Here is a 23,900-nt window from a genome sequence, read left to right on the forward strand (position 1 = left end):
CGGCTCAGTCCTGTCATCGGCGAGCTGATCTGCCAGCCGCTCGCCTGGCTGTAGTGTGTGACATACTACTGAGGTGACAGCGACGGGACCGACCTCCATGGCAGCGCACCGCGATCCGGTACGACCTGGGAAGACGTCGCCGATCACGATCATCGTGGACGGAATGCCGGTGCGAGGGCTGGACGGGCAGACGGTTGCCGGGGTGCTCCTGGGGGCCGGGCGGCTCGCCTGGCGAACGACCCGCAACGGGCGACCGCGAGGCGTCTTCTGCGGCATCGGGGTCTGCCACGACTGCCTCGTCGCCGTGAACGGCCTCTCCGACGTCCGCGCCTGCCAACGCCGAGCGGCCGACGGCGACTCCATCTCGACCGAGGCGCAGCCATGAGCGCCGCCGGCCTGACGGTGGAGACGCCCGATGTGCTTGTTGTGGGGGCGGGGCCGGCGGGGCTTGCCGCTGCGGATGCCGCGCGGAACGCAGGTGCCCGGGTTGTTCTGCTTGATGCGGCCGGCGACGCGGGCGGCCAGTACTGGCGGCACCTCCCGGCGGAGCGGCCGGCGGCCAACGAGCGAATCCTGCACCACGGCTGGGACAGATTCACGGCGCTGCGCGGGCAGGAGATGCTGGCCGACGCGCAGGTCTGGCTGGCCGAGCGGCACGACGACCGCCCGCCCACGCTGCACGTGCTCGTCGGCCCGGCGGACGGGCGGGACCGCGTACGACGGACGTTCGCTCCGAAAGCGCTGATTCTCGCCACCGGCGCGTACGAACGCACCCTCCCCTTCCCCGGCTGGGACCTGCCCGGCGTCTTCACGGCGGGTGCGGCCCAGGCCCTGGCCAAGTCGGAGCGCATCGCCGTCGGCCGCCGCGTGCTCGTGGCCGGGGCGGGCCCGTTCCTGCTGCCCGTCGCGTCGAGCCTCGTCCGCACCGGCGCCGAGGTGGCCGGTGTGCTCGAGGCCAACGGCTGGCCGCGTCTGGGCCGGGGCTGGAGCCGCCGCCCGACCGAACTCCTGGCCACCCGGCACAAGGCCGGCGAGCTGGCCGGCTACGTCCGTGACCTGGCCCGCCACCGCATTCCGTACCGCGCGGCCACCGCCGTCGTCGCCGCCCACGGCACCGAGCGGGTCAGCTCGGTGACCGTCGCCCGCCTCGACCCGCAATGGGCGCCGATCCCAGGCACGTCCCGCGACGTCAGCGTCGACGCCGTCTGTGTCAGCCACGGCTTCGTACCCCGGGTCGAGCTCGCCGTCTCGGCCGGGTGCGGCCTCGACGCGTACGGCGCCGTGGTGACCGACCACGACGGCCGGACCACCGTCCCCGGGGTCTACGCCGCCGGCGAGATCACCGGCATCGGCGGCGCCGACCTGGCCCTGGCCGAGGGCGTCGTGGCCGGGCTGGCCGCGGCCGGCGCGACCGCCTCCGACGCCCAGCGCCGCTCGCGGAGCGAGAACCAGCGCTTCGCCGCCCGTCTCGAGGCCGCGCACGGCATCCGCCCGGGCTGGGTCGGCTGGCTCGGCGACGACACCACGGTCTGCCGCTGCGAGGAGGTCACGGCCGGCGACCTGCGGGCCGGCGCGGCCGCCACCCGGTCGCGCGGCCTGCGCTCACTCAAGCTCAGCACCCGCGCCGGCCTGGGCGTCTGCCAGGGCCGCGTCTGCGGGCGCACCGTCGAAGAACTGCTGCATCGCCACACCGGCGGCCTGCTCGACGCGGGCCGCACGGAACAACGCCCCCTCGCGGCTTTCGTCCGGCTCGGCGAGCTGGCCGCCGCTGAAGAACAGGAGCACCAATGACCACCGACCTCCGCGGCGTCGTCGTCGCCACCGCCCTGCCGTACAAGGAAGATCCGTCGGCCCCGGCCGGCCTCGCCGTCGACTTCGACCGGTACGCCGAGCACGTCGACTGGCTGATGAGCAACGGCTGCCACGGCGTCGGCCCCAACGGCTCGCTCGGCGAGTACTCGTCGCTCACCGACTCCGAGCGGCGGCGCGTCGTCCAGGTCGCCGTCGAGGCGGTCGGCGGACGCGGCACGGTGATCGCCGGCGTGCACGGACCGGGGTGGCACCAGGCGAAGAAGTGGGCCGAGATCGCCGGCGAGGACGGCGCGACCGGGGTGCTCGCGCTGCCGCCGACCATGTACCGGGCCAGCAACAGCCAGGTGGTCGAGCACTACACGAGGATCGCCGAGGCCGGGCTGCCGATGATGATCTACAACAACCCGTTCGACACCAAGGTCGACCTGGTGCCCGACCTGGTCGCCGAGATCGCGCGGATCCCGCAGGTGGTGGCGATCAAGGAGTTCACCGGGGACGTGCGGCGGCTGTTCGAGATCCGTGAGAAGTGCGAGATCGACGTGGTCGCCGGAGCCGACGACGTGCTGTTCGAACTGATGGCCGACGGCGCGGTGGGCTGGTTCGCCGGGTTCCCCAACGTGTTCCCGGCCGAGTCCCGGCGCCTCTACGACCTCATGCTGGCGGGGAAGTTCCTCGAGGCGCGCGAGCTCTACCAGCACCTGGTGGCCGTGTTCCGCTGGGATTCCCGTACGGAGTTCGTGCAGGCCATCAAGCTCAGCATGGACCTCATCGGCCGGTACGGCGGCCCGTGCCGTCCGCCCCGCGGCCCGCTCACCCCGGAGCACCGCGCCCAGATCGAGGCCGAGACCAAGCGGGCCGTCGAAGCGCTGGCGGGCTGACATGCGCGCCTCGAGGATGTTCACCGCCGTCGACTCGCACACCGAGGGCATGCCGACCCGGGTCGTCACCGCGGGACTGGGCACCATCCCCGGGGCGACCATGAACGAGCGGCGCCTGCACTTCATCGAGCACCTGGACGACGTCCGCAAGCTGCTGATGAACGAGCCGCGCGGGCACGCCGCGATGAGCGGGGCCATCCTGCAGCCGCCGACGCGCGCGGACGCGGACTTCGGCGTCGTCTACATCGAGGTGTCCGGCTGCCTGCCGATGTGCGGGCACGGCACGATCGGGGTCGCCACCGTGCTGGTCGAGACCGGCATGGTGGCGGTCACCGAGCCCGTCACCACGATCCGGCTGGACACCCCGGCCGGGCTCGTGGTGGCCACGGTCCAGGTCAGGGACGGGCATGCCGAGTCGGTGACGCTGGAGAACGTGCCCGCGTACGCGGAACGCCTGGACACGACGATCGAGGTGCCCGGCCTGGGCCCGGTGCCCTACAGCCTGGCCTTCGGCGGTAACTTCTATGCGATGGTAGATCTCGACGCGGTCGGGCTACCGTTCGACCGTACGCGGCAACGCGACATCCTCGACGCCGGGCTGGCCATCATGGACGCGATCAACACCCAGGACCCGCCCCAGCACCCGCTCATCGACGGCGTCGACCACTGCCACCACGTCGAGTTCATCGCGCCCGGCTCCGACGCCCGTCACTCGCGCCACGCGATGGCCATCCACCCGGGCTGGTTCGACCGGTCCCCCTGCGGCACCGGCACCTCGGCCCGCATGGCCGAGCTGTGGGCACGGGGCGAACTGGCGATCGGCGACGACTTCGTCAACGAGTCGTTCATCGGCAGCCGTTTCACCGGCCGCCTCATCTCCGAGACCACTGTGGCCGGCCGAGCCGCGGTCGTCCCCACCATCACCGGCCGTGCCTGGGTGACCGGCCTCGGGCAGTATCTGCTCGACCCCTCCGACCCGTACCCGACCGGCTTCGCTTTCTGAGGTGTATTCATGAGCTCTGTTCTCGCCGCCGCCACCGCGGCTGCCCCCGTCCTCGCCACCATGCCGCCGCGGCAGCGGGCCGAGGCTCTCGTGGCCGCGGCCGACGCGCTCCTCGCCGCCGCCGACGAGCTGGTGCCCCTGGCCATGGCGGAGACCGGCCTGGCCGAGCCGCGCCTGCGCGGCGAGATCAAGCGGACGGCGGTGCAACTCAAGCTGTTCGCCGACGTCGCGGCGGCCGGCGAGTTCCTCGACGTACGCCTCGACGCCGCCGACCCCGACTTCGTGCTGGGCCCCCGCCCCGACCTGCGCCGCTACCTGGTGCCGCTGGGCCCGGTGCTGAACTTCGCGGCCAGCAACTTCCCGTTCGCGTTCTCGGTGGCCGGCGGCGACACCGCCTCGGCCCTGGCCGCCGGCTGCCCGGTCGTCGTCAAGGCCCACCCCGGCCACCCGCGCCTGTCCGACCGCACGGCGCAGATCGTCGGCGCCGCGCTGCCCGCGGGAGCGCTGGGCGTCATCCACGGCCAGGAAGAAGGCGTGGCCGCCCTGCGGGACGAGCGCATCGCCGGCGCCAGCTTCACCGGCTCCCTGGCCGGCGGCCGGGCCTTGGCCGAGATCGCCGCCGCCCGCCCCCACCCGATCCCGTTCTACGGCGAGCTGGGCAGCCTGAACCCGGTCGTGGTCACCCCTTCCGCCTTGGCCGAGCGCGCGTCCGCCATCGCCCAGGGCTTCGCGGTCAGTGTGTCCGGGTCGGCCGGTCAGCTCTGCACCAAGCCCGGCCTGCTCTTCGTACCGGCCGAATTCGCCGCCGCTGAGGCCTTCGAAGGCGTTGCACCGCACCGCCTGCTGCACCCTGGCATAGTCGACGGCTACGCCCGCCGCCGCACCGAGATCCTCGGGACACCCGGCGTGACCGTTACGGTCGAGGGCGCAGTGACGGACGACGGCGTGACCCCCACGCTGGTCGAGACCGATCTGGCCACCCTGCTCAAGCACCGCGACACCCTGCTGGAGGAGGCGTTCGGCCCGCTGTCGGTGGTCGTCCGCTACACCCCCGGCGAACCGCTGGGCGCAGCCCTGACCGAGCTCATCGAGGGCTCGCTGACCGCCGGCGTGCACATCGGCGCCGCCGAGGATTCCCCGTGGCTGCACGAGCTGGTCACCGCCCTGCAGTCGCTGTCCGGCCGGGTCCTCTTCAACGGCTGGCCCACCGGCGTGGCGGTGACCCCGGCCATGCAGCACGGCGGCCCGTTCCCCGCCACCACGAACCCGACCACCACCTCGGTCGGCACGGCCGCGATCACCCGTTTCCTGCGCCCGGTCGTCTTCCAGGACTGCCCGCAGTCCCTGCTTCCCGAGCCGCTGCGCGACGACAACCCGTGGAACGTTCCCCAGCACCGCTCCCCCGCCGGCGAGTCCTCCGCCTGGGGTTCACTCGCCACCTGAGCCGACGACGAGCGGGACGGGCTGTCCCTGCTGCACTTCGAGGACAGCCCGCCCGTTCAACGGCTCGGCCAGCGTGACCGTGGCCGAGCGGGGATGGCCGGCCGTCAAGCAGCCGAATTCAGTGCCCGGCGGCGCCGAGGGCGTCGGGCCGCTGTAACGGCGTATCCGCACGAGCACCGCCACGGCGGTGTCCGACTCGACGGCCTCGGCGACGTAGTCCTCACCACACGGCTCGCCGGCGCCCTCCCGCGCTCCGATGAGCGCCACGGTGAGCCGCTTGCCGTCGACACGGGCCGACTCGGCCACGGCGCCGTCGGGAAGATCGTCGGGACCACCCGCCGGCGGGTCCACCTTCACGGGCGGGCCGCTGTCGAGGGCCATCCGCAGAACGCGCATCTTCGTGCCCTCGAGCGAGAACTCCCACGCCGGCACGGCGGCCGGTCCCCGGGTGGTCGACACCCGCATCGTCGTCAGCCGCGCGCCCGTCACGGGGTGCCGCACACACTCCGGGCAGTCGTCGTCCACGGCGAGCAGGCGCAAAGCCTCCGGCGCCGACAGCAGCGGCAGCGACAACCGCCGGCCACCGGTCCACACCGCTTCACCCTGCTCGCGTGGCGTCGCGGGCAGCTCACCGGCCGCCTCGAGCCGTCCCGCGTCGACCGCCGTCTTGAGATGCTCGTTCCGCGGCTCCAGCGTCCCGGCGACCGTGGCCTCCTGGCCCCACAACACGACCAGCTGCGCGTCCCCCGCGGCCCTGTCGTAATTCGCCAGCACCACCCGGGCCCGCTCCCGCAGCCGCTGTAGATTGCCCGCCCGCCGCGTCGGCTCCTGCCCCACCGGCTCGGGCGCCGGCACGCTCGCACACCCGGCCAGCATCGCTACCGCAGCGACCCACCACAGTCGTCGTCCCACATCTCCCCCTCGAGCCGGCCGTCTTTCGACGCCGCCGCGGCGCTCCCGGTTCCCGGGCGCGGGCCGGCTCAGCCCAGGGTGAATCGCACGTCGTCGACGTCGAACGCGGTGACGCCGTTGCCGGCTGTCCCGCTGGCGTAGAAACTGACCGTCGCCGAGCGGTCCGTGGTGGCTGTTCCGGTGGAGCCGCTGTACTGGTACCAGTCCGGCGAGCCGTCGGACGAGAGCGAGAAGTACGTCTTCGGCGGCACCCCGGTCACGGCGAAGCTGACGTTCAGGTAGTCGCCGCGGCTGGTTTCGGTGGTCGTCGTCCGTACCCAGAACTTGACCGTCAGCGTGCAGTTCGCGGGCACCGTGACGGTGGCGCGCAGCAGGTCGCTGTGGGTGACGTCGAGGCCGGCCAGGCCGGCGTAGGCGCGGCCGGGCCCGGGGCGTCAAGCCCGGGCCCGGCCGCTCGCGTCAGGCGCCGATGCCGTAGCGGTTGCGGGCGGCGTCGGCGGTGATGTTCCGGTCGAGCACGTCGGCCCGTACGTCGTCGGCGGCCCGTTCGGTCGGGTCGCCGTAGCCGCCACCGCCGCCGGTCGAGCAGCGCACCACGTCGCCCTTCTTCAGGGACATTCCGTTGATCTTCAGGATGCGGCGCTCGTCCTCGCGGCCCGGATTGATGACGACCTCGGGACCGACCGCGTCCTCGCCGCCGAACAGGCCCCAGGCCGGCTGGCGGGAGCGCTCGAACCACAGCGACACGGTCAGGTCGGTCTGCGCCTCGTACTCGCGGATCACACCGTTGCCGCCGCGCCATCGGCCCGAGCCGCCCGAGTCGGGACGGATCCGGTACTCGTTGATGCGCCACGGGTAGCGGGTCTCGTGCACCTCGATCGGGATGTCCTTGAGCGAGCCGTTCACGTTGTTGATCAGCGCGCTCTCGCCGTCCGAGCCGTTCCAGGCGCCCCAGCCGCCGATGGTGGCCTCGAGGCTGACGAACTCGCGGCTCACCCGCGGGTCGGTGCCGGCCGACAGGATGATCATCGAGTCGCCGTGGCTGGCCCCGGCCACCTGGTCGGGCATGGCCGGCGCGAGCGCCCGGGCCACCATGTCGATCAGCAGGCCGAGGTGCGAGAAGTACCACTGGCAGGCGGCGGGCGACCGGGCGCCGAGCACCGAGCCCTCGCGCACCTGGGTGGTCATCGACCGGAACGAGCCGCCGTTGCCCGGCAGGTCGGGGCTGACCAGCAGCTTGTAGCCGACCCGGAGCGCCGAGACGGCCTGCGACACGCCGCAGTTGACCGGGCCCACGGTCTGGTCGGCCGACTCGGTCACGTCGAAGTCGATCTGTTCGCCGGACACGGTGATCCGCAGCCGGATCGGCACCGGGGTGTCGAGGTCGATGCCGTCGTTGTCGAGCACGCCCTCGGCGCTGTAGACGCCGTCCGGGATCTTGGCGATGACCGCCCGCTCGAGCAGCTCGGTCTGGTGGAAGATCTCGTCGCGCGCCGCCTCCAGCGTGCTCAGCCCGAACCGCCGTACGATCTCTTGAAGCCGCCGCTCCCCCATCTGGATGCAGGCCATCATCGCGTGCATGTCGCCCGTGGTCGGGTAGGGGAACCGGACGTTGGTGGCGATCGTGTCGGTGACCGAACGCTCCTCGACGCCGCCCGAGACCAGCTTCTGCGGACCGAGGCGCAGCCCCTCCTGGAAGATGTTGACCGAGTCCATCGAGCCGCCCGGGTCCTTGGATCCCACGTCGATCCAGTGGGCGCGCGAGGCGGTGAAGCCGACCAGCGTCTCGTCGACGAAGACCGGGCCGAAGATGGTCACGTCGTTGAGGTGCGTGCCGCCCAGATAGCTGTCGTTGAGGATCCACACGTCGCCCGGCTGCCACACCTCGCGGCCGAACCGCTCCTCGGTGGCCAGGGTGCAGGTCTCCAGGTTGCCCAGGAAGATCGGCAGGCCGGCCGACTGGCCCAGCACCTGGTGGTCGGCGTCGAGCAGGGCCACCACACAGTCGCCGCACTCGTAGATGATCGGCGTGTAGGCCGAACGGATCAGCGTGGCGTTCATGTCGTCCGCGGCGGCGTTGAGCGCGTTGCGGATGATCTCGACGGTTACCGGGTCGATGGTCACTGGCCGTCCTTCCGAGAGATGATCAGCGAGCCGATGTCGTCCACGCTCACGGCATAGCCGGGCGGCACGACCGTGGTGGCGGTGTCCTCGACGACCACGGCCGGGCCGTCGAAGCTGTGGCCCACGAAGAGGTCGTCGCGCCGGGCCACCAGGGTGTCCTGTGCTTCGCCGTCGAAGACCACCGTGCGGATCTCGTGGGCGAAGTCGGGCTTGTCAGCCGAAGGCCACTTCTGCGGTTCGGGCCGGCCGAGGTCGCCGAAGGCCGCGGTGCGGAGAGCGACGAACTCGATCGGCGCGCCCAGGTTCGCGTGGCCGTACCGGCTCTTGTGCAGGTCGGCGAAGCGCTGCGCCACATCGGCGAGGAAGGTCTCGCCCAGCGGCTCGTCGGCGCCGGTGAGCGGCACGGTCAGGGTGTACTCCTGAGCCGCGTACCGGATGTCGACCGCGTGACTGGCGTGCCGCGCGTCGCCGGCGACACCCTCGCGGTCGAGCCCGTCGAGGCCGTCCTTCTCCAGACGGGCCAGCGTCGCGGCCATGTCGGCGGTGTCGAGATCCTGGTCCAGATAGAAGTACGGCTCGGTGTAGTCCTGCCGGATCTGGGTCTGGAGCATGCCCCAGGCCGAGAACGCGCCCGGGAACCGCGGCACCACCGTCTCGGCGATGCCCAGCTCGCGGGCCAGGAACACGGCGTGCATCGGGCCGGCCCCGCCGAAGGCGACCAGCGCCGAGTCGCGGGGTTCGATGCCGCGCGACACGGTGATGGTGCGGATCGCCTGCGCCATCTTGGAGTTGGCCACGTCGCAGATGCCCTCGGCCATGGACGTCGTGGTCATGCCGAACACCTCGGCCAGCCCGTCGACAGCCTTCTCCGCCGCCTGGACGTCCAGGGTCATCTGCCCGCCGGCGAAGCCCTGCGGGTCGATGCGGCCCAGCACCAGGTTGGCATCGGTCACCGTCGGCTCGGTGCCGCCGCGGCCGTAGCAGGCCGGGCCGGGCCGGGCGCCCGCGCTGCGCGGTCCGACACGCAGACCGCCGGCCTCGGCCCAGGCCACCGAGCCACCGCCGGCGCCCACGGTGTGGATGTTGACGACGCTCATCAGCATCGGCAGGCCCTCGAGCTGGGCCTCGGCCGACACGTCGGGCTCGCCGTCGACGATCAGCGACACGTCGAAGCTGGTGCCGCCCATGTCGATGCCGATCAGGTGCGGGCGGCCGGTCTGCCGGGACAGCTCGGCGCCGGCGATCGCGCCACCGACCGGGCCGGACAGCAGCGTCTGGAGCGGGCGGCGACGGGCCGACTCCGCGGTCAGGATGCCGCCGGACGACTGCATGACGTGCAGCGGCACGCGCAGCCCGCGGGCGTCGAGGCGGCCCTCCAGGTCGAGCAGATAATTCCGTACGATCGGGCCGGTGTACGCCTCGACCACGGCCGACGAGGTTCGCTCGTACTCGCGCCACTCCTTCGCCGCCTCGTGCGAGACCGACACCGTGACGTCGTCGCCCAACTCGCCCTGGAGGATCTCGCGGGCCCGCAGCTCGTGCGCCGGGTTCTTGTAGCTGAACAGGAACGCCACCGCGATCGCGCCGTGCCCGCCGGCCCGGGCCTGCTGAGCAGCGGCGCGTACGGCATCCTCGTCGAGCGGGGTGAGCTCGGTGCCGTCGGCAGCGATGCGGCCACCGATGCCGAGCACGTCGCGGCGGGGCACCAGCGGCGTCGGCTTGCGGTAGTGCAGGTCGTACAGCCGGGTCCGCGGTCCCCGGGCGATGTGGTACGTGTCCTCGATCCCGGCCGTGCCGAGCAGCAGCACGGGCACGCCGCGCCGCTCGAGGAAGGCGTTCAGGCCCTGGGTGGTGCCGTGCACGAGGAAGTCGATGCCGGACGGCTCGTCGACCACCGCGTCCAGGCCGGCCAGCACGCCCTCGCTGAGATCGCCGGGCGTGGTCGAGGCCTTCGTCGCCGCGAACGCGCCGCTCTGCTGGTCGTACGTCACGACATCGGTGAACGTGCCCCCGATGTCCATCGCGACTCGATACCGCCCCATGTCATCTCCCTCGCGTGCAGGCCGGTCAGGTAAGGCGCAAGTTAGGGGGCGGCGGTGTGCCGGGAGTGTGCGCACGGCATAGCGCCCGGGTGGCTGCGCGTGCGGCGCGCACGATCGGCGCCCGGTGGCCCCGGGCAGGATGCCCCGAAACCGGTGACCCCCTGGGAGGCCCTGTGACCAGCACCGACAAGCGGGACCGGACGGCCGAGATCGCGGCCGCCGTCGATGCCGTCGTATCCGGCACCGGACCGGTGACCGTCGATGCGGGCCGGACCGGCCGACGCATCGATTTCGTGCCGTCAGTGCCCTCCGGCGGGTGGTCGCCGGACGTCCGCGGCGACACGCTTCTGGTCGAGCTCGGCGCTTCCCCGACCCCGGAGTCGGCGCGGCGGGCCGCGATCGCCGCCGGGGCCCGCCTGCGGGACGGCGACGCCGTGACCGTGTCGGCCCCGCCCGAGCTGACCGGCCCGATCGTCGACGGGCTGATCACCGGCACCCCGCCCGGCGCCGCGGTCACCCTGCTCGTCGACGGGCCCCAACTGCCGGCCGCGCTGCGCGGGCAACTGGCGGCCGACGTCGCGCGTCTGGCCCGGCTGCTGGTCAGCGCGCCGGCCAACCTGCTCACCCCGAGCGCCGCGGCCGGCTGGGCGGCCCGCATCGCCGAGAACGCGGGTCTGACCTGCACCGTGCTCGGTCCTGACGAGGTGCGGGCGCAGGGCTTCGGCGCCCTGGCCGCGATCGGTGGCGGCTCCGCCGACGGCCCGTATCTGGTGACGCTCGACCATCTGCCGGAGGCCGGCGCCCCCGAGATAGCGCTGGTCGGCAAGGGGATCACGTTCGACAGCGGCGGACTGTCGCTCAAGTCGCCCGCAGCCATGCAGAGCATGCGCCTGGACGTCGCGGGCGCGGTCACCGTGCTCGCCGTGATGGCCGCTCTGCGCCGGGCGGGCTGCTCGATTCCCGTACGCGCGGTGTTGCCTTTCGCCGAGAACCTGCCCGGCCCCGGCGCCGTCCGTCCCGGCGACGTCGTCACCGCCTGGAACGGCACCGAAATCCAGATCCTGGACACCGACTTCGAGGGCCGCGTCATCCTGGCCGACGCGCTGGCCTTGGCCGCCGACTCGGCCCCGCGTCTGCTCGTCGACCTGGCCACCCTGACCTACCAGGCCGAGATCGCGCTGGGCCCCGAGATCGCCGCCGTACTGGCCCGCGACGACGATGCCGCCACCGAGTTCCTCGCGGCCGGCGCGAGGGCGGGCGAGCCGCTGTGGCGCCTGCCCTACGACGAGCGCTACCTCCACCAGGTGAGAACCCCTTCCGGCGTACGCAACCATCCCCTGCACGACTCGGGCCGTGCGATCACAGCAGCCTTGTTCCTGGGCGAATTCGTCCCCCGCACAGTCCCCTGGGCGCATTGCGACATGACCGGCCCGGCCTGGTCCGGCAACGCCTCGATCGACGGCGCGACCGGTTTCGGCGCCCGCACCCTGCTGGAGCTGCTGACCCGCGCCTGAGGTGCGCGAACAGGGCCGCACAGCCACAACGCCGTCGCCACGGGACCGGGGCGGGCGATGCCGAGAGCCAAGGCTCAGGCGTCCTCGGACAGCTCCGCCTGTCGTCCATCGTCCGAGGGTCACACCGCGAAGGTTGAATAGACAACGGTTGATATCTGTGCACATCGGTGCGAGCATGGGTGGGAGCGCTCCCACTCCCCCGAATGCCGCAGAATGGAGGAGGAACCGTGCGTCCACACGATTCCAGTCAATCCCGGCAGAAACGCTCAGCCGTCCGCGGGCCCGTCCAGGCCCTCATCGCGTTACTCGCCCTGGTGGCCGGCCTTTTGGCCGCGCCGGGCGCAGCCCAGGCCCACGGCACCATCGTCGGCCCGGCCACACGCGCCTACCAGTGCTGGCAGGCCTGGGGCAGCCAGCACATGAATCCGGCCATGCAGCAGCAGGACCCCATGTGCTACCAGGCGTTCCAGGCCAACCCCGACACCATGTGGAACTGGATGAGCGCCCTGCGGGATGGCCTCGGTGGCCAGTTCCAGGCCCGCACCCCCGACGGCCAGCTGTGCAGCAACGGCCTCACCCGCAACAACAGCCTGAACCAGCCCGGCGCCTGGCGAACCACCAACCTGGGCAGCAACTTCTCCGTCAAGTTGTACGACCAGGCCAGTCACGGCGCCGACTACTTCCGGGTCTACGTCAGCAAGCAGGGGTTCAACCCGGCCACCCAGAGCCTCGGCTGGGGCAACCTCGACTTCATCACGCAGACGGGCCGCTACGCCCCCTCGCAGAACATCTCGTTCAACGTCTCGACCTCCGGATACTCCGGACACCACATCGTCTTCGTCATCTGGCAGGCCTCGCACCTGGACCAGGCCTACATGTGGTGCAGCGACGTCAACTTCACCTGATCGACGCTCATTTGATTCTTGATCGACGCGACGCCATCCGGCCCAGGACACGAACGGACGTCCTGGGCCGGCCCGGCCCCAGGAAGAGGCGATGACAGTGCCGTGGAAAGGCCTGGCCGGACGGCTCCGGAACCGGTACGTGGGCGCGGCGGCGATCCTGCTCGTGGCCTCGGCCGGAGCGGCCGTCCTGGCGTACCCGGAAGCACCGGAAGCGAAGGCGCCGGACCTGAATTCGCAGATCGCGACCCTCATGCGAGGCACTCTCGAACAGTCGGACCCCGAACAGCACAACCACGCCGGCCATGCTGCCGCCCAGCAGGCAACGCCGGCCGCGGTGATCTGCGGCGTCCGCGCGTACGGCCATGAGCCCGCCCAGGCCACCACGCTGGCCGAAGTGCGTACCGTCTACGGCTTCCACCTCTGCGGCGTCGCCGAACAGAAGCGCCCGTGGGACGTGGCAGTCAAACTGGCCGGCCCGGTGATCCTCGATCTCGGCACCAGCCCGCCCGGCATCCAGGTGGTCGAGGCCACCGAGGACGTCAAGTTCGCCGACCGGCTCCGCCAGATGTTCCCGCCCAAGTACGCGGAGCTGGCGTCGAAGGAAGCCCTGGCCCCCTCCGAGATGGCCGACCTGCGCCGTCGCTACGACACCGCAGCCAGCCTGGCTTAGCCGCTTGCCGAACGGGAGCAGCCGCTCGTTGAGGGCGGCCGGGTCCTCCAGGTTGTGGCGGCGCGGTTCGCCGGCACACCGCACAGCCGGGGCCGCTGGCCTATTCGCGCCTATTGGCGTAGGTGGTAGAGGTTGCGCCGCGGATGCCGGTCGGGGCCTATGTCGGCCGGCGGGATGAAGTCGGGTCTGTCGTCAGCGCCGAGGCGGATCTGCCACCCGGCGGTGGGGTGATGGATCAGACGATGGTGGTGACGGCAGAGCAAAGCCAAATTTTCCAGAGCGGTGGGGCCGCCGTCGGTCCGGGCGATGATGTGATGGGCGTCCGCCCAGTCAAGCGGTCCATTGGTCACATCGGTGGCGGCTGTCCTGGCGGCATGCTGGTTGTCAGGTGGTCGTGCCCCGCGCGGCTCGTGGAAGCCATCACTCCAAGCCTGCTGATCAACGCACCCAAACCAAGATCACTCATCGCGTACGACCATTGACAGCATGGATTTAGAACTCAACCACCTCGGAGGCGATACGCCGGCGCAGGTCGGCCTCATGCGGGTCCTTGAGGATGCGCAAGGCGTCGGCGGCCGCGCGCCAAGCCTCGATGGCGGAAGCTCGGTCGCCTGCCCGATGGTGCCAGTCGCCCAAGTGTTCGTCGACGGCCGCGCCGCCGGGCAGGTCGGCCTCCTGCTTGCACAGCTGGGCGGCCTGCTTGAGACATTCCAGCGCTCGGGTGACGTCGCCGAGTTCGCCGTGGGCGACGCCGAGGGTGTCCAGCACGGCGGCCTGGCCGCGGGCGAAGCCGAACTCCCGCTGGAGCGCGAGCGCCTGATCGCCGAAGCGGATGGCGTCCTCGTAGTCGTTCAGGCGGAAGGACACCCAGGCCACCGCCGTCAGCACGTCGGCCAACTCGGGGGACGAGCCGGCCGGCTCGATCAGGGCGAGCGCCTGCTTGCTCTCGTGCAACGAACGCTCGCACTCGCCCTGCTCGTCGAGCAGCGCGCCGAGGTCGTGGTGCAGGCGGGCCTGCCCGTCGGCGTCGCCCAGTGACCGGTAGAGGTCCAGCGCCGCGCGCAACTCCCGCTCCGCCTCGCCGAAGGCTCGCGTGCGCGCGAGCGCGCGGCCGAGGGACCGCCGGGATCGCGCGACCCCGGGCCGGTCGCCGACGTCCGCCGCGGCCTCCTCCGCCGCCCGCGCGGCGACGATCCAGTCATCCCACAGGCCCTGCCAGTCGAAATGGTCGGCCAGGGCGGCCAGCAGTCGCCACCCGTGGCCGCCCATCCGCCGGTGACGGGCGTTGGCGATCAGCCGGGTCAGCACGTCGTAGTCATCGGTCAGCCAGGCCCTCGCCGCTTCGGGGCTGGACACCGAAGGGATCTCCACACCGGGTGCGACCGGTTCGAGCGGCATCGGCTGCCGGTGCTTACGCGACCGGGAGGCGCAGGTGACGGCGGTGTGCAGGTAGTAGTCGTACAGGCGCCGGACCGCGGTGTCCCTCTCGGCCGCGGGCAGGCGGTCGGACAGATCCGCCAGGTGATCACGAACCAGGTCGTGCGCCCCGAACCGGCCGTCCGCTCGCCGGCCGATCAGGTTGACGGCGGTGAGCTGCCCGAGGCATCGCTCCGCCTCGGCGCGGGAGGTCCCGATCACCGCGGCAGCGGCGTCGACGTCGACGGACGGTCCGGGGTGGACGCCCAGCAGATGTACCGCACGCTGGTCGGCCTCGCTCAACGTGCGGATGGAGCAGTCGAGCAGGACCGGGAGCCTGGTGTCGTCGTCGCCGGTGTCGAAGGCGGGCAGGCCGACGGCGAACCGCTGCGCGACGGCGACCAGCGTCTCACCGGGCTGGTTCGCCGCGTACGCGCCCACGATGGCCAGAGCCAGCGGCAGCCGGCCAGAGAGGCCGAGGATGTCGCCGACCGCGTCGGGTTCGCGGACGACTCGGTCGTCGGCCACGTAGGCGGCCAGCATGCGCCGGGCCTCGGCCTCCGGGGGCACCTCGAGCCTGATCACGGTCGCGCCGCGCACCTGAAGGCCGGTCTGCTGCCGCCGTGAGGTGACGAGCACCAGCGATCCGGGGCCGGCCGGCACCAGCGGCCGGATCTGCTCGGCGTCGGCGGCGTTGTCGAGCAGGACGAGCAGACTCCGGTCGCTGGTGATGGTGCGGTATTCGTTGAGCCGATCCTCCTGGCCGGTCGGCACCGGGCTGACGCCCAGCGTTCTGAGCAGCCCGCGCAAGGCGACCGCCCACCGCACCGGCTTGCCCGACCGGCCGAACCCGTTGAGGTCGAGCCGGAACACCCCACCGGCGAATCGATCGGCCACCTGGTTGGCCCAGTACTCGGCGAGCTGGGTCTTGCCGACGCCCGCCGCGCCCTCGATGACAACGACACGCACCGGCGGCGTACCCTCCCCGTCCTCGATCAGCTTGTCGAGCCGCAGGCGTTCGACCTCGCGGCCGGCGAAGGTGGGCAGCGGCGCGGGAAGTTGGCGGGGAACGCGGGGCTCCTCGGCGGTGGGACCGGGCTGTTCGAACAGTCTGCGGTACTCGGACCGCCACTCTTCGACGTCGGCGGGAACGCTGATCGTGTTTCCGTGCTGTCGGGCATGGGCCACACAGGCCGTCACGAAACGCCGGACGAAATCCCAGTCCGGTGGCCGGCGGATGTCTCCACCGAGCACGGCATAGATCTGTGCACGGCTGAGCCCGATCGCCGGGTCAGCGCCCATCTTGGCGATCGCCGGTCCGCCCGCCTCGGAGTGCAGGAGCTTCAATCGTTGGCAGAACGACTGCAGTGCCGTCATCCCTTCATGGTCTCCCACGCGCGCTCGTCCGTCGTCCGGAGTAGTCCGGCATGATCCGGAGTCGGCGCCACGCGCGCCGTTCGGCCCGCAACATCCTCGGCAGACATTCAGGCGAGGAAGGGATGGCACCGATGCGCTGGACGAAATTGCTGGTCGCGGCGACCGCTGGGGTCGTCGCCGGGACGGCCGTGGTGGGCGGTCCGGCCGCCGCCGCGGCTCCCCGGGACGCGGGCTCGTCTCAGGTGGTCACGAGTTGGTCCGGGACCGAGGTGTACGTCAGCCGGCAGACCACGCACAACCTGGCCGCCACGGTACGGAAGTGGGACCGGACCAGCGACTTGCCGGTCACCTTGATGGCGACCCTGGGGTGCGCGAGGCTCGGCAACCCGGTCGCCATGGGCGTATGCGGCGTCGTGGTCCCGGTGTTCGGCTTCTACGCCATCGACCGGCTCCTCCAGGCCGACCGGCAGAACGCCTGCCTGCGCCTCGTCATGACCTGGACCGGGCCAGGCCTCGACGTCGACGACGGCCCCCACTGCGCGTGATTCCGGCGGAGAGGGGCGGCGGGTCGGGTGGGGCGCCCGGCCCGCCGCTTTCTAGGCTGCCGGCCGTACGCACAACCCGGGGAAGACCTCTGTCATCTGGGCGGCCCTATCGGCATGTCAAATGCCCTCTCATCGGATCCGGACGGCGGGCCGAGGAGAATCTGTCGGACGCCGCGTCACCGCTGTCCTGCGGCCAACGCGAACGCTCGACGGCAGATCAGACGACATGCAGTGAATTCTGGCGATCCCCGCAGCAAACCGATGTTGGGAGCCGTGCAGTGCGAGGAACGGGCCGTCGTGAGTGCGCGGCACTCCTCGGGCCCGTTCCCCTCCGATGTCTTAACGCAGTCCGGGCACGTCGACGACGATCAGCTCGGTGTCGTCGGCACGGCCGGGGATGCGGCCGTCGTTGCCGGGGAAATTGTTGTCGTTGGCGACCAGCACCTTGTCGCCGGACAGCGGCAGGACCGATTCGACCGACTGCAACGGGAACGAGAACAGCGGACCGACGCCGTACTCGTTCGGGCGGGCCGGGGTGGACACGCCGGACGGGTCGGCGACGCGCATCAGGTCGACCGCGGTGCGCCGCGGAAGGACACCGGAGGCGTCAGCGGCGTCGAGGTCCGTGACGACCAGACGCTTGACCACCGACTGCGGGCCCATCGCGTTGTCCCGTTCGATCAGCAGCAGCCGCCGGCCGTCCAGCACCGCGGCATCCCCCACCACCAGGGACGGGTCGTCGACGCGGAACGTCCAGGTCCGGCTCGTGTAGCGGTTGGCGCGCACGTCGAACTCGTACACGATCCGGCGGCGCTGGTCGGCGTCGTCGGTGCGGGCGCCCTCGAGGATCGGGTAGAGCGTCTTGCCGTCCCGGCTGATCGCAACCGCCTCGAAGCCACGGCTGGCCGGCACGGTCGCGGTCTCCCCCGGCGCCAGGTCCGGCGACTGCGGTGACTTGCCGCCGTCCGGCAGCGGGATGGGTGCCTGCAGCACCTTGCCGCTGCGGTCGGTGCGGACCAGGTACGGACCGAACTCCTCCCCCAGCCACAGGTCACCGCGGTAGTCGCGGGCCAGCGACTCGATGTCGAAGTCGGCGCCGGTCAGCAGCCGGTCCCTGGTGTCCGCGTTGACGATGGGGAACGGCACCTTGCGGTCCGGGTCGCGGAAGCTGATGAAGCCGCGCACGTTGACCTTGTGCGTGCGGTAGTCCGGGTCGATGCGGTACGCGCGGAGCAGGAAGTCGGCCGAGTTGTTCTTCGCGCCGAAGCCGTTGTCCGGCATGGCGAGCAGGTGGCGGCCGGACTGGTCACCGGTACTGGCCGGGATCACCGCGGAGAAACCGGGGATCGGCTGGCCCGGAAACGGCGGTGTGATCCCGTTGACCGGGGTGGGCGCCAGCTGAGTGCCGGAGACCGGACCCGGCTGGTAGGCCGTCGCGGACAGGATCGCGCGGCCCCGCAGCGTCGCCTCCGGGCGGATCGTGACGGCCAGCGTGTACAGCCGGGTGACCTGGGTGGCGCTGCCGTTGTCGTCGGAGATCAGGTGCAGCGCGCGACGACCGCCGGGCAGCCGCTCACCGAGCGCCACACCCTCGATGTTGTCGAGCAGCGGGTTGGGCTGCGGTTGCTTCGCGGTCGCGCCGGACGGCGGGCAGTTCACGAGGTCGACCAGCAGCTGTTTGCCGAGCCAGGCGCGGGGATCGGTCAGCGTGGTCAGTGACTCGACGGCGGTCACGTCGGGCGCTCCGGTCGCCGAGACCCGATAGATCCGAACGGTGTTGCCGGCACCGGCGGTGAAGCCGCGCTCCACCGCGAGCAGCTGGTCGTCGCCGAGCGCCACCAGCTCGACCAGGCCCAGGGCTGGATCGGTGCGGTAGGCGTACTGGGCGACCGGCCTGTCCTTCTGGTACCGGATGATCCGATGCCCGTCACCGTCACCGGCCAGCGGACCTTCCATGCCGGCATAGAGCACCCGGTGATCCGGGGTGGCGGCCAGCGCTTCAAAGGTCTGGTTGACCGCCGCCTGACCGGCAGGGGTCACCTGGAACCGCACCGGCACCGGGAGCGAGGCGATCTCCCGGCCATCGGCGAGCCGGAACCGCCGGATCGACGGCTCCCGTTCGGAGCTGGCCAGAACGGTCCGCCCGGACCGCTCGACCACCAGCCCCTCACCGTCAAAGTCAGTTCCCGTGTACGCCGTCCCGTCCGGCCGGGTCAAGAAGGTGACACCGCGGACGGCCTTCCTGGCCAAGTCCACGTCGTAGATCCGGGCCGGGGTGGCGCCGATGTTGTCGACCAGCGCGAGCGCCCGCGAGCCCCGGGTCAGCGCCAGCGCCGACAGCCCGGCAACCTGGGTGCCCTGAAACGTCGTCTTGTCGAGCGCGTCGGAGAAGCCGAGCAGCGACGCGTCCGGCCCGCAGGACTTCTGCGTGCCCGCCGCGGCGGACGAGGCCGGCGCCATCGCCAGCGCTGAGATCACGACGGTCGCTGCAGCGGCCGCCCTTACCTGTCGTGCGATTGTCGTCACGTGGATACCGTGCAGCAACGGCGGGAACGCAGCGTGCCATCGTTCCCGCTCGATGGTCACCACGCAGTGAACAATTTCCCACCGTACGGTTGGCTGTTCCCATTGATATCGCTGCGGTGCGGCGGTGGTCTTGTGCATCGGCGCGTTCCTGGTGGCGCGTGATGAGGTGAGCCTGGACCTCCATCATCGCGTCACGCTCGCCCGGGTGACCGAAACTCATGCAGGCAAGGGCCCGGGATCAGCGCGAGTAGTTCTCTCGGCTGAGGCGAAGCAGTACGAGACCGTCGTCCAGCAACCGCTGTTCGGCGCAGACCTCCAGGCCGGGCTACGGACCACCCGGGTCGCATCCGAAACCGGCCGCCCGAAGGCGGATGCGCCGCCGAGTTCTCGTATGTGGATGACTGGCCGCGGATCGTTGGACGTTGGCGCATCGATGAGGACAGCGCGATGGTGGCGTCGAGCAAGGGCCCGCGCCGATCGCCCTGCGCGAAACCAGGTTGGCGCCACAAGAACGATCCGCATCGCAGTTCGGCTGATACCACGGCCCCGCACTCCGGGACGTCGGCGCCGCCTCGAAGGAGGACGGCGGGGGCGAAGGCTCCGTTCGTCGATTCTGGGGTAGGTTGCTAACAGACCATGCATCCGGAGGGCCTGGACAGATGACCGATGGCGCTGATGATCCGCTCGCCGTGAAGCTGGAATATCTGTTCGGGGCCAGCGACACCGACCGGGACGGATTTGTCGACTGGAGCGACTATGAGCAGCTGATTGGTCGCTACCTGAACGGATATGGCATCGCGGCGGAGGACCGCCGGGCGCATGCGCTCCGAGCCGCCTATCAGATGTACTGGTCGGAACTGCTGCGGCATGTGAACGGCGTCGATCGGCTGTCGAAAGAGCAGTTCGTGGTTGCGAACCAGGCTGCGGGCGCCGACAGGAGCCGGTTCACCATGGCCGATGTGGTCCCGCAGGCGATCTTCGACGTGATGGACACCGACGCGGACGACGCCATCAGCAAGCCGGAGTACAAGGTTTTCCTGGAGGCATGGGGTGTATCGGACCTCGAAGCGCTGAACGTCTTCCTCGAATTGGACACCGATGACGACGGGCGGATCAGCCGCGGCGAATTCATCGGGGCGATCCGGGATTTCTTCACCTCACCCGAGCTCGACTCGCCCGCCAGCCTCTTCTTCGGCCGCATCGAACGCTGAATCGCCGAGCTCCCCGGAAGGGCGCCGGCCGGCACGTCAGCTTGGGCCTAGTCGGCAAGGCCTCGTGACTCCAACCTCGCCGCAGTCGGCGCGAACTCGGCGGCAGATCCGGATGTGGTCATTGATCGGTTGCGTCGGCGAAGAGCTCGGGGAATGCTTGGCGCAGCTCGGCGAGCGCGCGACCGTCGTGGGAGATGTCGACCATCAGGGCGGCACGGAACGCGTCAGCGAACTGCGCCACCGGCGACTGCGGGAGTGTCCCGTCGATCAGGGAGAAGGCCTGTTCTTGGCGCCAGCCGAGCGGCGCTTGCTCCCCTGCCGTATACAAGACTGGGTCCGGAGCCGGTGTCAGACGGCGCCGGGCGGCCTCTCGGTCGCCGGTCGCAATCGATTCCCCACGCTCGAGGGCGTCACGAAGCGGCGTGAACCAGGGCTGGTTCAGCAGCTCGGCCTTCGCAAAAGCCCAGTCGCGCATCCATCCGACGGCCGCCCGCACGAGGCGCGGATCCGCGAGCGCCAGTCCGACTGCCAAGTCCTGGTCGTGGCTGGCAACCCAGAGCCCTGCCTTGCCGGTGGCCTTGACCCGGGGGTCGCGGATGCCGTAGATCGACCACGGGTCGTCGAGCGGGTCGTACCCGGACGCGGCGTCGGCCACATCGTCCTGCGCCTGCGCGAGCACGTCCGGATCGATCTGAGTGCCGAGCGGATCCGGGGCGAACGCGCATCGGAACACCACGTTCTCCAGCATGGTAGGAGTGAGCCGCACGCCGGTCAGGTGGTGCATCAGCGCGAGTGTCCGCGCCGGGAATTCCTCATCGTCCTGCGCGCCGAAGCCTAACTCGGCGAGCACTTCGTCGAGCCGATGCGGATCGCTGCCTGACCGACTGTCGTCGCCTGCCGGGCAGAAAGCCACCCGCACGTCACCGCCGGCCGCCCACAGGAACTGGGGCTTGGCGTGCTCGCTCTGGTAGAACGTGACCTGTTCACCGTCAGCGGATAACGCCTGCACCACCTGCTCATCGAGGCAGAAGGAACCGTTCGGCTCCACGATCATGGTCCATCCGCCGACATCGGCCACCGCCAGGAACGCCAGTCCGTTACCGGGATCGAGATCACCCGCGGCTGGCAGGTTCGCGCTTCCCCGGATGTCGATCGGAGCGACGCCGCCGAGCCGAGCCAGTACCTCGCCCGGGTTGGAAGCCCGGACGAAGGTCAGGCAGAAGTCCAAACCCAGCGCCAAGTCCTGGGAGAACCACCGAAAGTCTCCCACCGCGGAATCCACAGATCGAGCTTGCCGTCCCGCCGCCCTACCCGGACAGGAAACATGGAAATCAGCTGCACGAACCCAGCAGCGTCACGAGGCGACAACTCGGTTCTCCAGATCAAGACATCCGCAGACCCGAAGCCACGCAAGGTAACGAGGTGCCGCGGCCATGCGCGCACTATCGGCGGCCATGAGCGCGCGCACCGGTGAGATCTACGTCGTGGCACCGAGTTCACCGCGCGTGTCCTGTTCCGTCGTCTCCGGTTGCTCGAGGTAGCCGAGGTCATCGAGTTCGTCCGGATCTGGGAGCGGGTGAGATCGGGCCTGTACTCGTGGCCGGTTACCGACGCGGCCTGCCTGCTGCTCGGCCTGGTCGAGGAGGAGGGCCTGTGCCATGTTCAGGACTGGATCATCTCGTACGGTCGGACGATGGTTAGGCGGATCGTGCGTGATCCGGACAGCCTGGCAGATCTTGCCGGCGACGCGGGCAACGCCCGCGCCGGCTGGTTCGACGAGTTCATCATCGAGGCGCACATCATCGTGAGCGGCACCTGGCCGTTCGGCCACGATCCCGACGGGCCGGAGGATCTGTTCGGTGAACGCGTGGATCTCGGCGATCCGGCCGCTGTCCGCCGACTGTTCCCCCGGCTGGCCGCGTTCCGGCGTGACCATCCTGAACTAGGTCGTGCTGAGCTTCGCTGACCCGATCACGGTTCGCCGCTCGGCCAACCACTCCCATCGCCGGTAACGGCGGATCGTGAAGGGAATCTCGATCACCATAGGGCGGTGAACAGGCGTCGCCGAAAGAAGTTGCAGCAGCGCCTCACGGCGGCGGGCTGGGCCGGCGTCGAGCGTGTCGTCGGGTTCATGCGTGACGGCGCTGATCCGAACATGGCCGGTCCGGGCGGGACGACGCCTTTGGTTCCGGCCGCACGGCAGCCGAGTAGGCCGAAGCCGGTGGCCACCAGGACACCCTCGAGCTACTGACGGCGAACCACACCGCCACGTCCCGGTCACCGAGGCGAACCGCAGAGTAAGAGCGCGGACCGTCAGACAACCAGCGGCGTCGGTCGCGCATTGTCAGTGGCAAACGTGCGCGGCGCCCGCCGCGCAGAGAGATCCGTCAGCCCGTCGGTGATTTGCCATCCAGAGTCCGAGTACGCCGCGTTTCGTACTCCAGGGCGGAGATCACTCCCAGACCGCGGTAGGAGCCCTGGTCGTCGCAACTGAATCCGACCGCGAAACTGGCGACCGCCTCCTCAAGTCCGGCCCAGGTGACCAGGACATGCTGTGGCATCGGCTCGGAGATCACGCCGGGGTGTCCGTGCCACAGGCGATCGCACAAGGGTTCCGCATCTCCGGCGTGGACCATCGTGACATCGGGGCCGTTCTCCGTAGGACCCAGGTACTCCACGAAGAGCCCAGCGGACAGTTGGGAAATGTCCAGGACGTCAGGCTCGGCCACTACCAGAGGCTACTCGCCGTGAGTTGCGGGCTCCCGACCACCGAGCACGGACGGCGGCAGACATCCGGACATTCGCGCTCGGTTCCCGCGGCCGGGCCACCCGTTGGCCGCCGGGCCGGACTCTGATGCTGTCTGGATGCTCGCCAGATCTCTACGCTGGTTCGACGGGCAGCCAGAGCTCACAGGTCGCGGCGCTGAAGTCCTTTGTAGGCTCAAGCACCGCGACGATCTCCGGACCTGGCCGCAGACGCCACGGGTTGAACGGGAACCAGGCGGATGCAGTCGCGGCCCAGGCCTTCTGCAGAATCTGCGGATGCGGCCCCGTGGTCCGGAGGACCACCCATCTGCCGGCCGGAACTTCGATGATGTCGAGGTCCTCGGGGACCGGATTACCTGGGGACACGGCGACCCCGTGAAGGTAGGTCAGCTCGCTGCCCTCGGCGTAGTCGGGGTCGAGGCCGTCGCTGACCGCGAGCAGGCCACTCGGCTCGGTGTTGCCGAGCGCCTTCAAGCGCAGGTGCTCCTCTGTTGGCAGCGCGGTGACGTGCCGTTCCATCTGCGGGTTGATGCCTTGACGGACCAGCCGGACGCGGGCCGCGTGCCCCGCGAGCCGGAACTCGGAACGGTCGACGATGCGGGTGTCCACGCGTTCGCTCCCTTCGACGGTCAGACGGAGTGCCGAGATCATCAAGCGTCTGGCCGACGTCAACCTTGGTCGCAGCGCACGGGTGGGCACCCGACAAAAGCGGTGCGGAAAATGTCGGGTGATCGAGTCCGGCACCGTCGCACGATG

Annotated in this window: 20 protein-coding genes and 1 pseudogene; 11 read left to right on the plus strand and 10 right to left on the minus strand. The window is 70.7% G+C overall.

Going from position 1 to position 23,900, the window contains the following annotated elements; genetic code table 11:
* Nucleotides 1-73 precede the first annotated feature (73 nt).
* The 5 genes from LXN57_RS44540 to LXN57_RS44565 are packed head-to-tail and all read left to right on the plus strand — an operon-like array spanning nucleotide 74 to nucleotide 5,136.
* Nucleotides 74-385, plus strand: a complete 312-nt coding sequence (locus LXN57_RS44540; protein ID WP_251804366.1) for a (2Fe-2S)-binding protein — start codon at nucleotides 74-76, stop codon at nucleotides 383-385.
* Nucleotides 382-1,791, plus strand: coding sequence for an NAD(P)/FAD-dependent oxidoreductase (locus LXN57_RS48105; RefSeq protein ID WP_285904752.1), 1,410 nt, complete (start codon nucleotides 382-384; stop codon nucleotides 1,789-1,791). Before LXN57_RS44540 ends, LXN57_RS48105 begins: the two co-directional genes overlap by 4 nt.
* Nucleotides 1,788-2,690 (plus strand): dihydrodipicolinate synthase family protein, encoded by a 903-nt coding sequence (locus tag LXN57_RS44555; protein ID WP_251804367.1) that lies wholly within the window; start codon nucleotides 1,788-1,790, stop codon nucleotides 2,688-2,690. The genes LXN57_RS48105 and LXN57_RS44555 overlap by 4 nt, the downstream gene beginning before the upstream one ends.
* A 1-nt stretch (nucleotide 2,691) precedes the next feature.
* On the plus strand, nucleotides 2,692-3,693 hold the full coding sequence (locus LXN57_RS44560; RefSeq protein ID WP_251804368.1) for a proline racemase family protein: 1,002 nt from the start codon (nucleotides 2,692-2,694) through the stop codon (nucleotides 3,691-3,693).
* 9 nt (nucleotides 3,694-3,702) lie between these two features.
* Nucleotides 3,703-5,136, plus strand: a complete 1,434-nt coding sequence (locus tag LXN57_RS44565) for an aldehyde dehydrogenase (NADP(+)) (protein ID WP_251804369.1) — start codon at nucleotides 3,703-3,705, stop codon at nucleotides 5,134-5,136.
* Here LXN57_RS44565 and LXN57_RS44570 read toward each other — a convergent pair.
* The 4 genes from LXN57_RS44570 to LXN57_RS44585 form a co-directional block, all read right to left on the minus strand.
* Entirely contained in the window at nucleotides 5,122-6,048 is a 927-nt protein-coding gene (locus LXN57_RS44570; RefSeq protein ID WP_251804370.1) for a hypothetical protein, read from the minus strand. The genes LXN57_RS44565 and LXN57_RS44570 overlap by 15 nt on opposite strands.
* A gap of 68 nt (nucleotides 6,049-6,116) precedes the next feature.
* Complete coding sequence (locus tag LXN57_RS44575; RefSeq protein WP_251804371.1) at nucleotides 6,117-6,401, minus strand: hypothetical protein; 285 nt, start codon at nucleotides 6,399-6,401, stop codon at nucleotides 6,117-6,119.
* A gap of 106 nt (nucleotides 6,402-6,507) precedes the next feature.
* The gene (locus tag LXN57_RS44580) at nucleotides 6,508-8,172 is read right to left on the minus strand and encodes a hydantoinase B/oxoprolinase family protein (RefSeq protein WP_251804372.1); all 1,665 of its coding nucleotides are present in this window, start codon (nucleotides 8,170-8,172) and stop codon (nucleotides 6,508-6,510) included.
* Nucleotides 8,169-10,214, minus strand: a complete 2,046-nt coding sequence (locus LXN57_RS44585; RefSeq protein WP_251804373.1) for a hydantoinase/oxoprolinase family protein — start codon at nucleotides 10,212-10,214, stop codon at nucleotides 8,169-8,171. Before LXN57_RS44585 ends, LXN57_RS44580 begins: the two co-directional genes overlap by 4 nt.
* Nucleotides 10,215-10,387: 173 nt before the next feature.
* Between LXN57_RS44585 and LXN57_RS44590 the strand changes: the two genes are divergently transcribed.
* From LXN57_RS44590 to LXN57_RS44600, 3 genes are all read left to right on the plus strand, one after another.
* Nucleotides 10,388-11,728, plus strand: a complete 1,341-nt coding sequence (locus LXN57_RS44590; protein WP_251804374.1) for a M17 family metallopeptidase — start codon at nucleotides 10,388-10,390, stop codon at nucleotides 11,726-11,728.
* Between the two features lie 227 nt (nucleotides 11,729-11,955).
* A complete protein-coding gene (locus tag LXN57_RS44595) occupies nucleotides 11,956-12,633 on the plus strand; it encodes a lytic polysaccharide monooxygenase auxiliary activity family 9 protein (protein WP_251804375.1) in 678 nt (225 codons plus the stop codon).
* Nucleotides 12,634-12,724: 91 nt separating this feature from the next.
* Nucleotides 12,725-13,303 (plus strand): hypothetical protein, encoded by a 579-nt coding sequence (locus tag LXN57_RS44600; protein ID WP_251804376.1) that lies wholly within the window; start codon nucleotides 12,725-12,727, stop codon nucleotides 13,301-13,303.
* A gap of 110 nt (nucleotides 13,304-13,413) precedes the next feature.
* Here LXN57_RS44600 and LXN57_RS44605 read toward each other — a convergent pair whose 3' ends face one another.
* Together LXN57_RS44605 and LXN57_RS44610 are read right to left on the minus strand one after the other, a co-directional pair.
* Nucleotides 13,414-13,653 (minus strand): HNH endonuclease signature motif containing protein, encoded by a 240-nt coding sequence (locus LXN57_RS44605; protein ID WP_251804377.1) that lies wholly within the window; start codon nucleotides 13,651-13,653, stop codon nucleotides 13,414-13,416.
* Between the two features lie 142 nt (nucleotides 13,654-13,795).
* Entirely contained in the window at nucleotides 13,796-16,096 is a 2,301-nt protein-coding gene (locus LXN57_RS44610) for a tetratricopeptide repeat protein (RefSeq protein WP_251804378.1), read from the minus strand.
* A 131-nt stretch (nucleotides 16,097-16,227) separates the two neighbouring features.
* On the opposite strand from LXN57_RS44610, the gene LXN57_RS44615 reads away from it, so the two are divergent.
* Nucleotides 16,228-16,641: a hypothetical protein gene (locus LXN57_RS44615; protein WP_251804379.1), complete on the plus strand. Its 414-nt coding sequence runs from the start codon at nucleotides 16,228-16,230 to the stop codon at nucleotides 16,639-16,641.
* Between the two features lie 339 nt (nucleotides 16,642-16,980).
* Here LXN57_RS44615 and LXN57_RS44620 read toward each other — a convergent pair whose 3' ends face one another.
* Nucleotides 16,981-19,167: an esterase-like activity of phytase family protein gene (locus LXN57_RS44620; protein WP_251804380.1), complete on the minus strand. Its 2,187-nt coding sequence runs from the start codon at nucleotides 19,165-19,167 to the stop codon at nucleotides 16,981-16,983.
* Between the two features lie 659 nt (nucleotides 19,168-19,826).
* Between LXN57_RS44620 and LXN57_RS44625 the strand changes: the two genes are divergently transcribed.
* Complete coding sequence (locus LXN57_RS44625) at nucleotides 19,827-20,378, plus strand: EF-hand domain-containing protein (protein ID WP_251804381.1); 552 nt, start codon at nucleotides 19,827-19,829, stop codon at nucleotides 20,376-20,378.
* Nucleotides 20,379-20,496: 118 nt separating this feature from the next.
* On the opposite strand, the gene LXN57_RS44630 is transcribed toward LXN57_RS44625, so the two are convergent.
* Nucleotides 20,497-21,660, minus strand: coding sequence for a DUF6461 domain-containing protein (locus LXN57_RS44630; RefSeq protein ID WP_251804382.1), 1,164 nt, complete (start codon nucleotides 21,658-21,660; stop codon nucleotides 20,497-20,499).
* A gap of 222 nt (nucleotides 21,661-21,882) precedes the next feature.
* On the opposite strand from LXN57_RS44630, the pseudogene LXN57_RS44635 reads away from it, so the two are divergent.
* A pseudogene (locus LXN57_RS44635) lies at nucleotides 21,883-22,344 on the plus strand (DUF4240 domain-containing protein); the annotation flags it as partial.
* Between the two features lie 421 nt (nucleotides 22,345-22,765).
* On the opposite strand, the gene LXN57_RS44640 reads toward LXN57_RS44635, so the two are convergent.
* Both LXN57_RS44640 and LXN57_RS44645 read right to left on the minus strand, forming a co-directional pair.
* Nucleotides 22,766-23,107 carry a hypothetical protein gene (locus LXN57_RS44640; RefSeq protein WP_251804384.1) on the minus strand — a complete coding sequence of 114 codons (342 nt, stop codon included), beginning with the start codon at nucleotides 23,105-23,107 and terminating at the stop codon, nucleotides 22,766-22,768.
* Between the two features lie 151 nt (nucleotides 23,108-23,258).
* A complete protein-coding gene (locus tag LXN57_RS44645; RefSeq protein WP_251804385.1) occupies nucleotides 23,259-23,888 on the minus strand; it encodes a GyrI-like domain-containing protein in 630 nt (209 codons plus the stop codon).
* Nucleotides 23,889-23,900 lie beyond the last annotated feature (12 nt).

Source organism: Paractinoplanes hotanensis (genome assembly GCF_023717965.1).
GTDB classification, from domain to species: Bacteria; Actinomycetota; Actinomycetes; order Mycobacteriales; family Micromonosporaceae; genus Actinoplanes; species Actinoplanes polyasparticus.

Coding starts and splice junctions, on each gene's coding strand:
- LXN57_RS44625 (WP_251804381.1), top strand. CDS start 19,827: ATGACCGATGGCGCTGATGATCCGCTCGCCGTGAAGCTGGAATATCTG.
- LXN57_RS44610 (WP_251804378.1), bottom strand. CDS start 16,096: ATGACGGCACTGCAGTCGTTCTGCCAACGATTGAAGCTCCTGCACTCC.
- LXN57_RS44560 (WP_251804368.1), top strand. CDS start 2,692: ATGCGCGCCTCGAGGATGTTCACCGCCGTCGACTCGCACACCGAGGGC.
- LXN57_RS44585 (WP_251804373.1), bottom strand. CDS start 10,214: ATGGGGCGGTATCGAGTCGCGATGGACATCGGGGGCACGTTCACCGAT.
- LXN57_RS44615 (WP_251804379.1), top strand. CDS start 16,228: ATGCGCTGGACGAAATTGCTGGTCGCGGCGACCGCTGGGGTCGTCGCC.
- LXN57_RS44565 (WP_251804369.1), top strand. CDS start 3,703: ATGAGCTCTGTTCTCGCCGCCGCCACCGCGGCTGCCCCCGTCCTCGCC.
- LXN57_RS48105 (WP_285904752.1), top strand. CDS start 382: ATGAGCGCCGCCGGCCTGACGGTGGAGACGCCCGATGTGCTTGTTGTG.
- LXN57_RS44600 (WP_251804376.1), top strand. CDS start 12,725: ATGACAGTGCCGTGGAAAGGCCTGGCCGGACGGCTCCGGAACCGGTAC.
- LXN57_RS44555 (WP_251804367.1), top strand. CDS start 1,788: ATGACCACCGACCTCCGCGGCGTCGTCGTCGCCACCGCCCTGCCGTAC.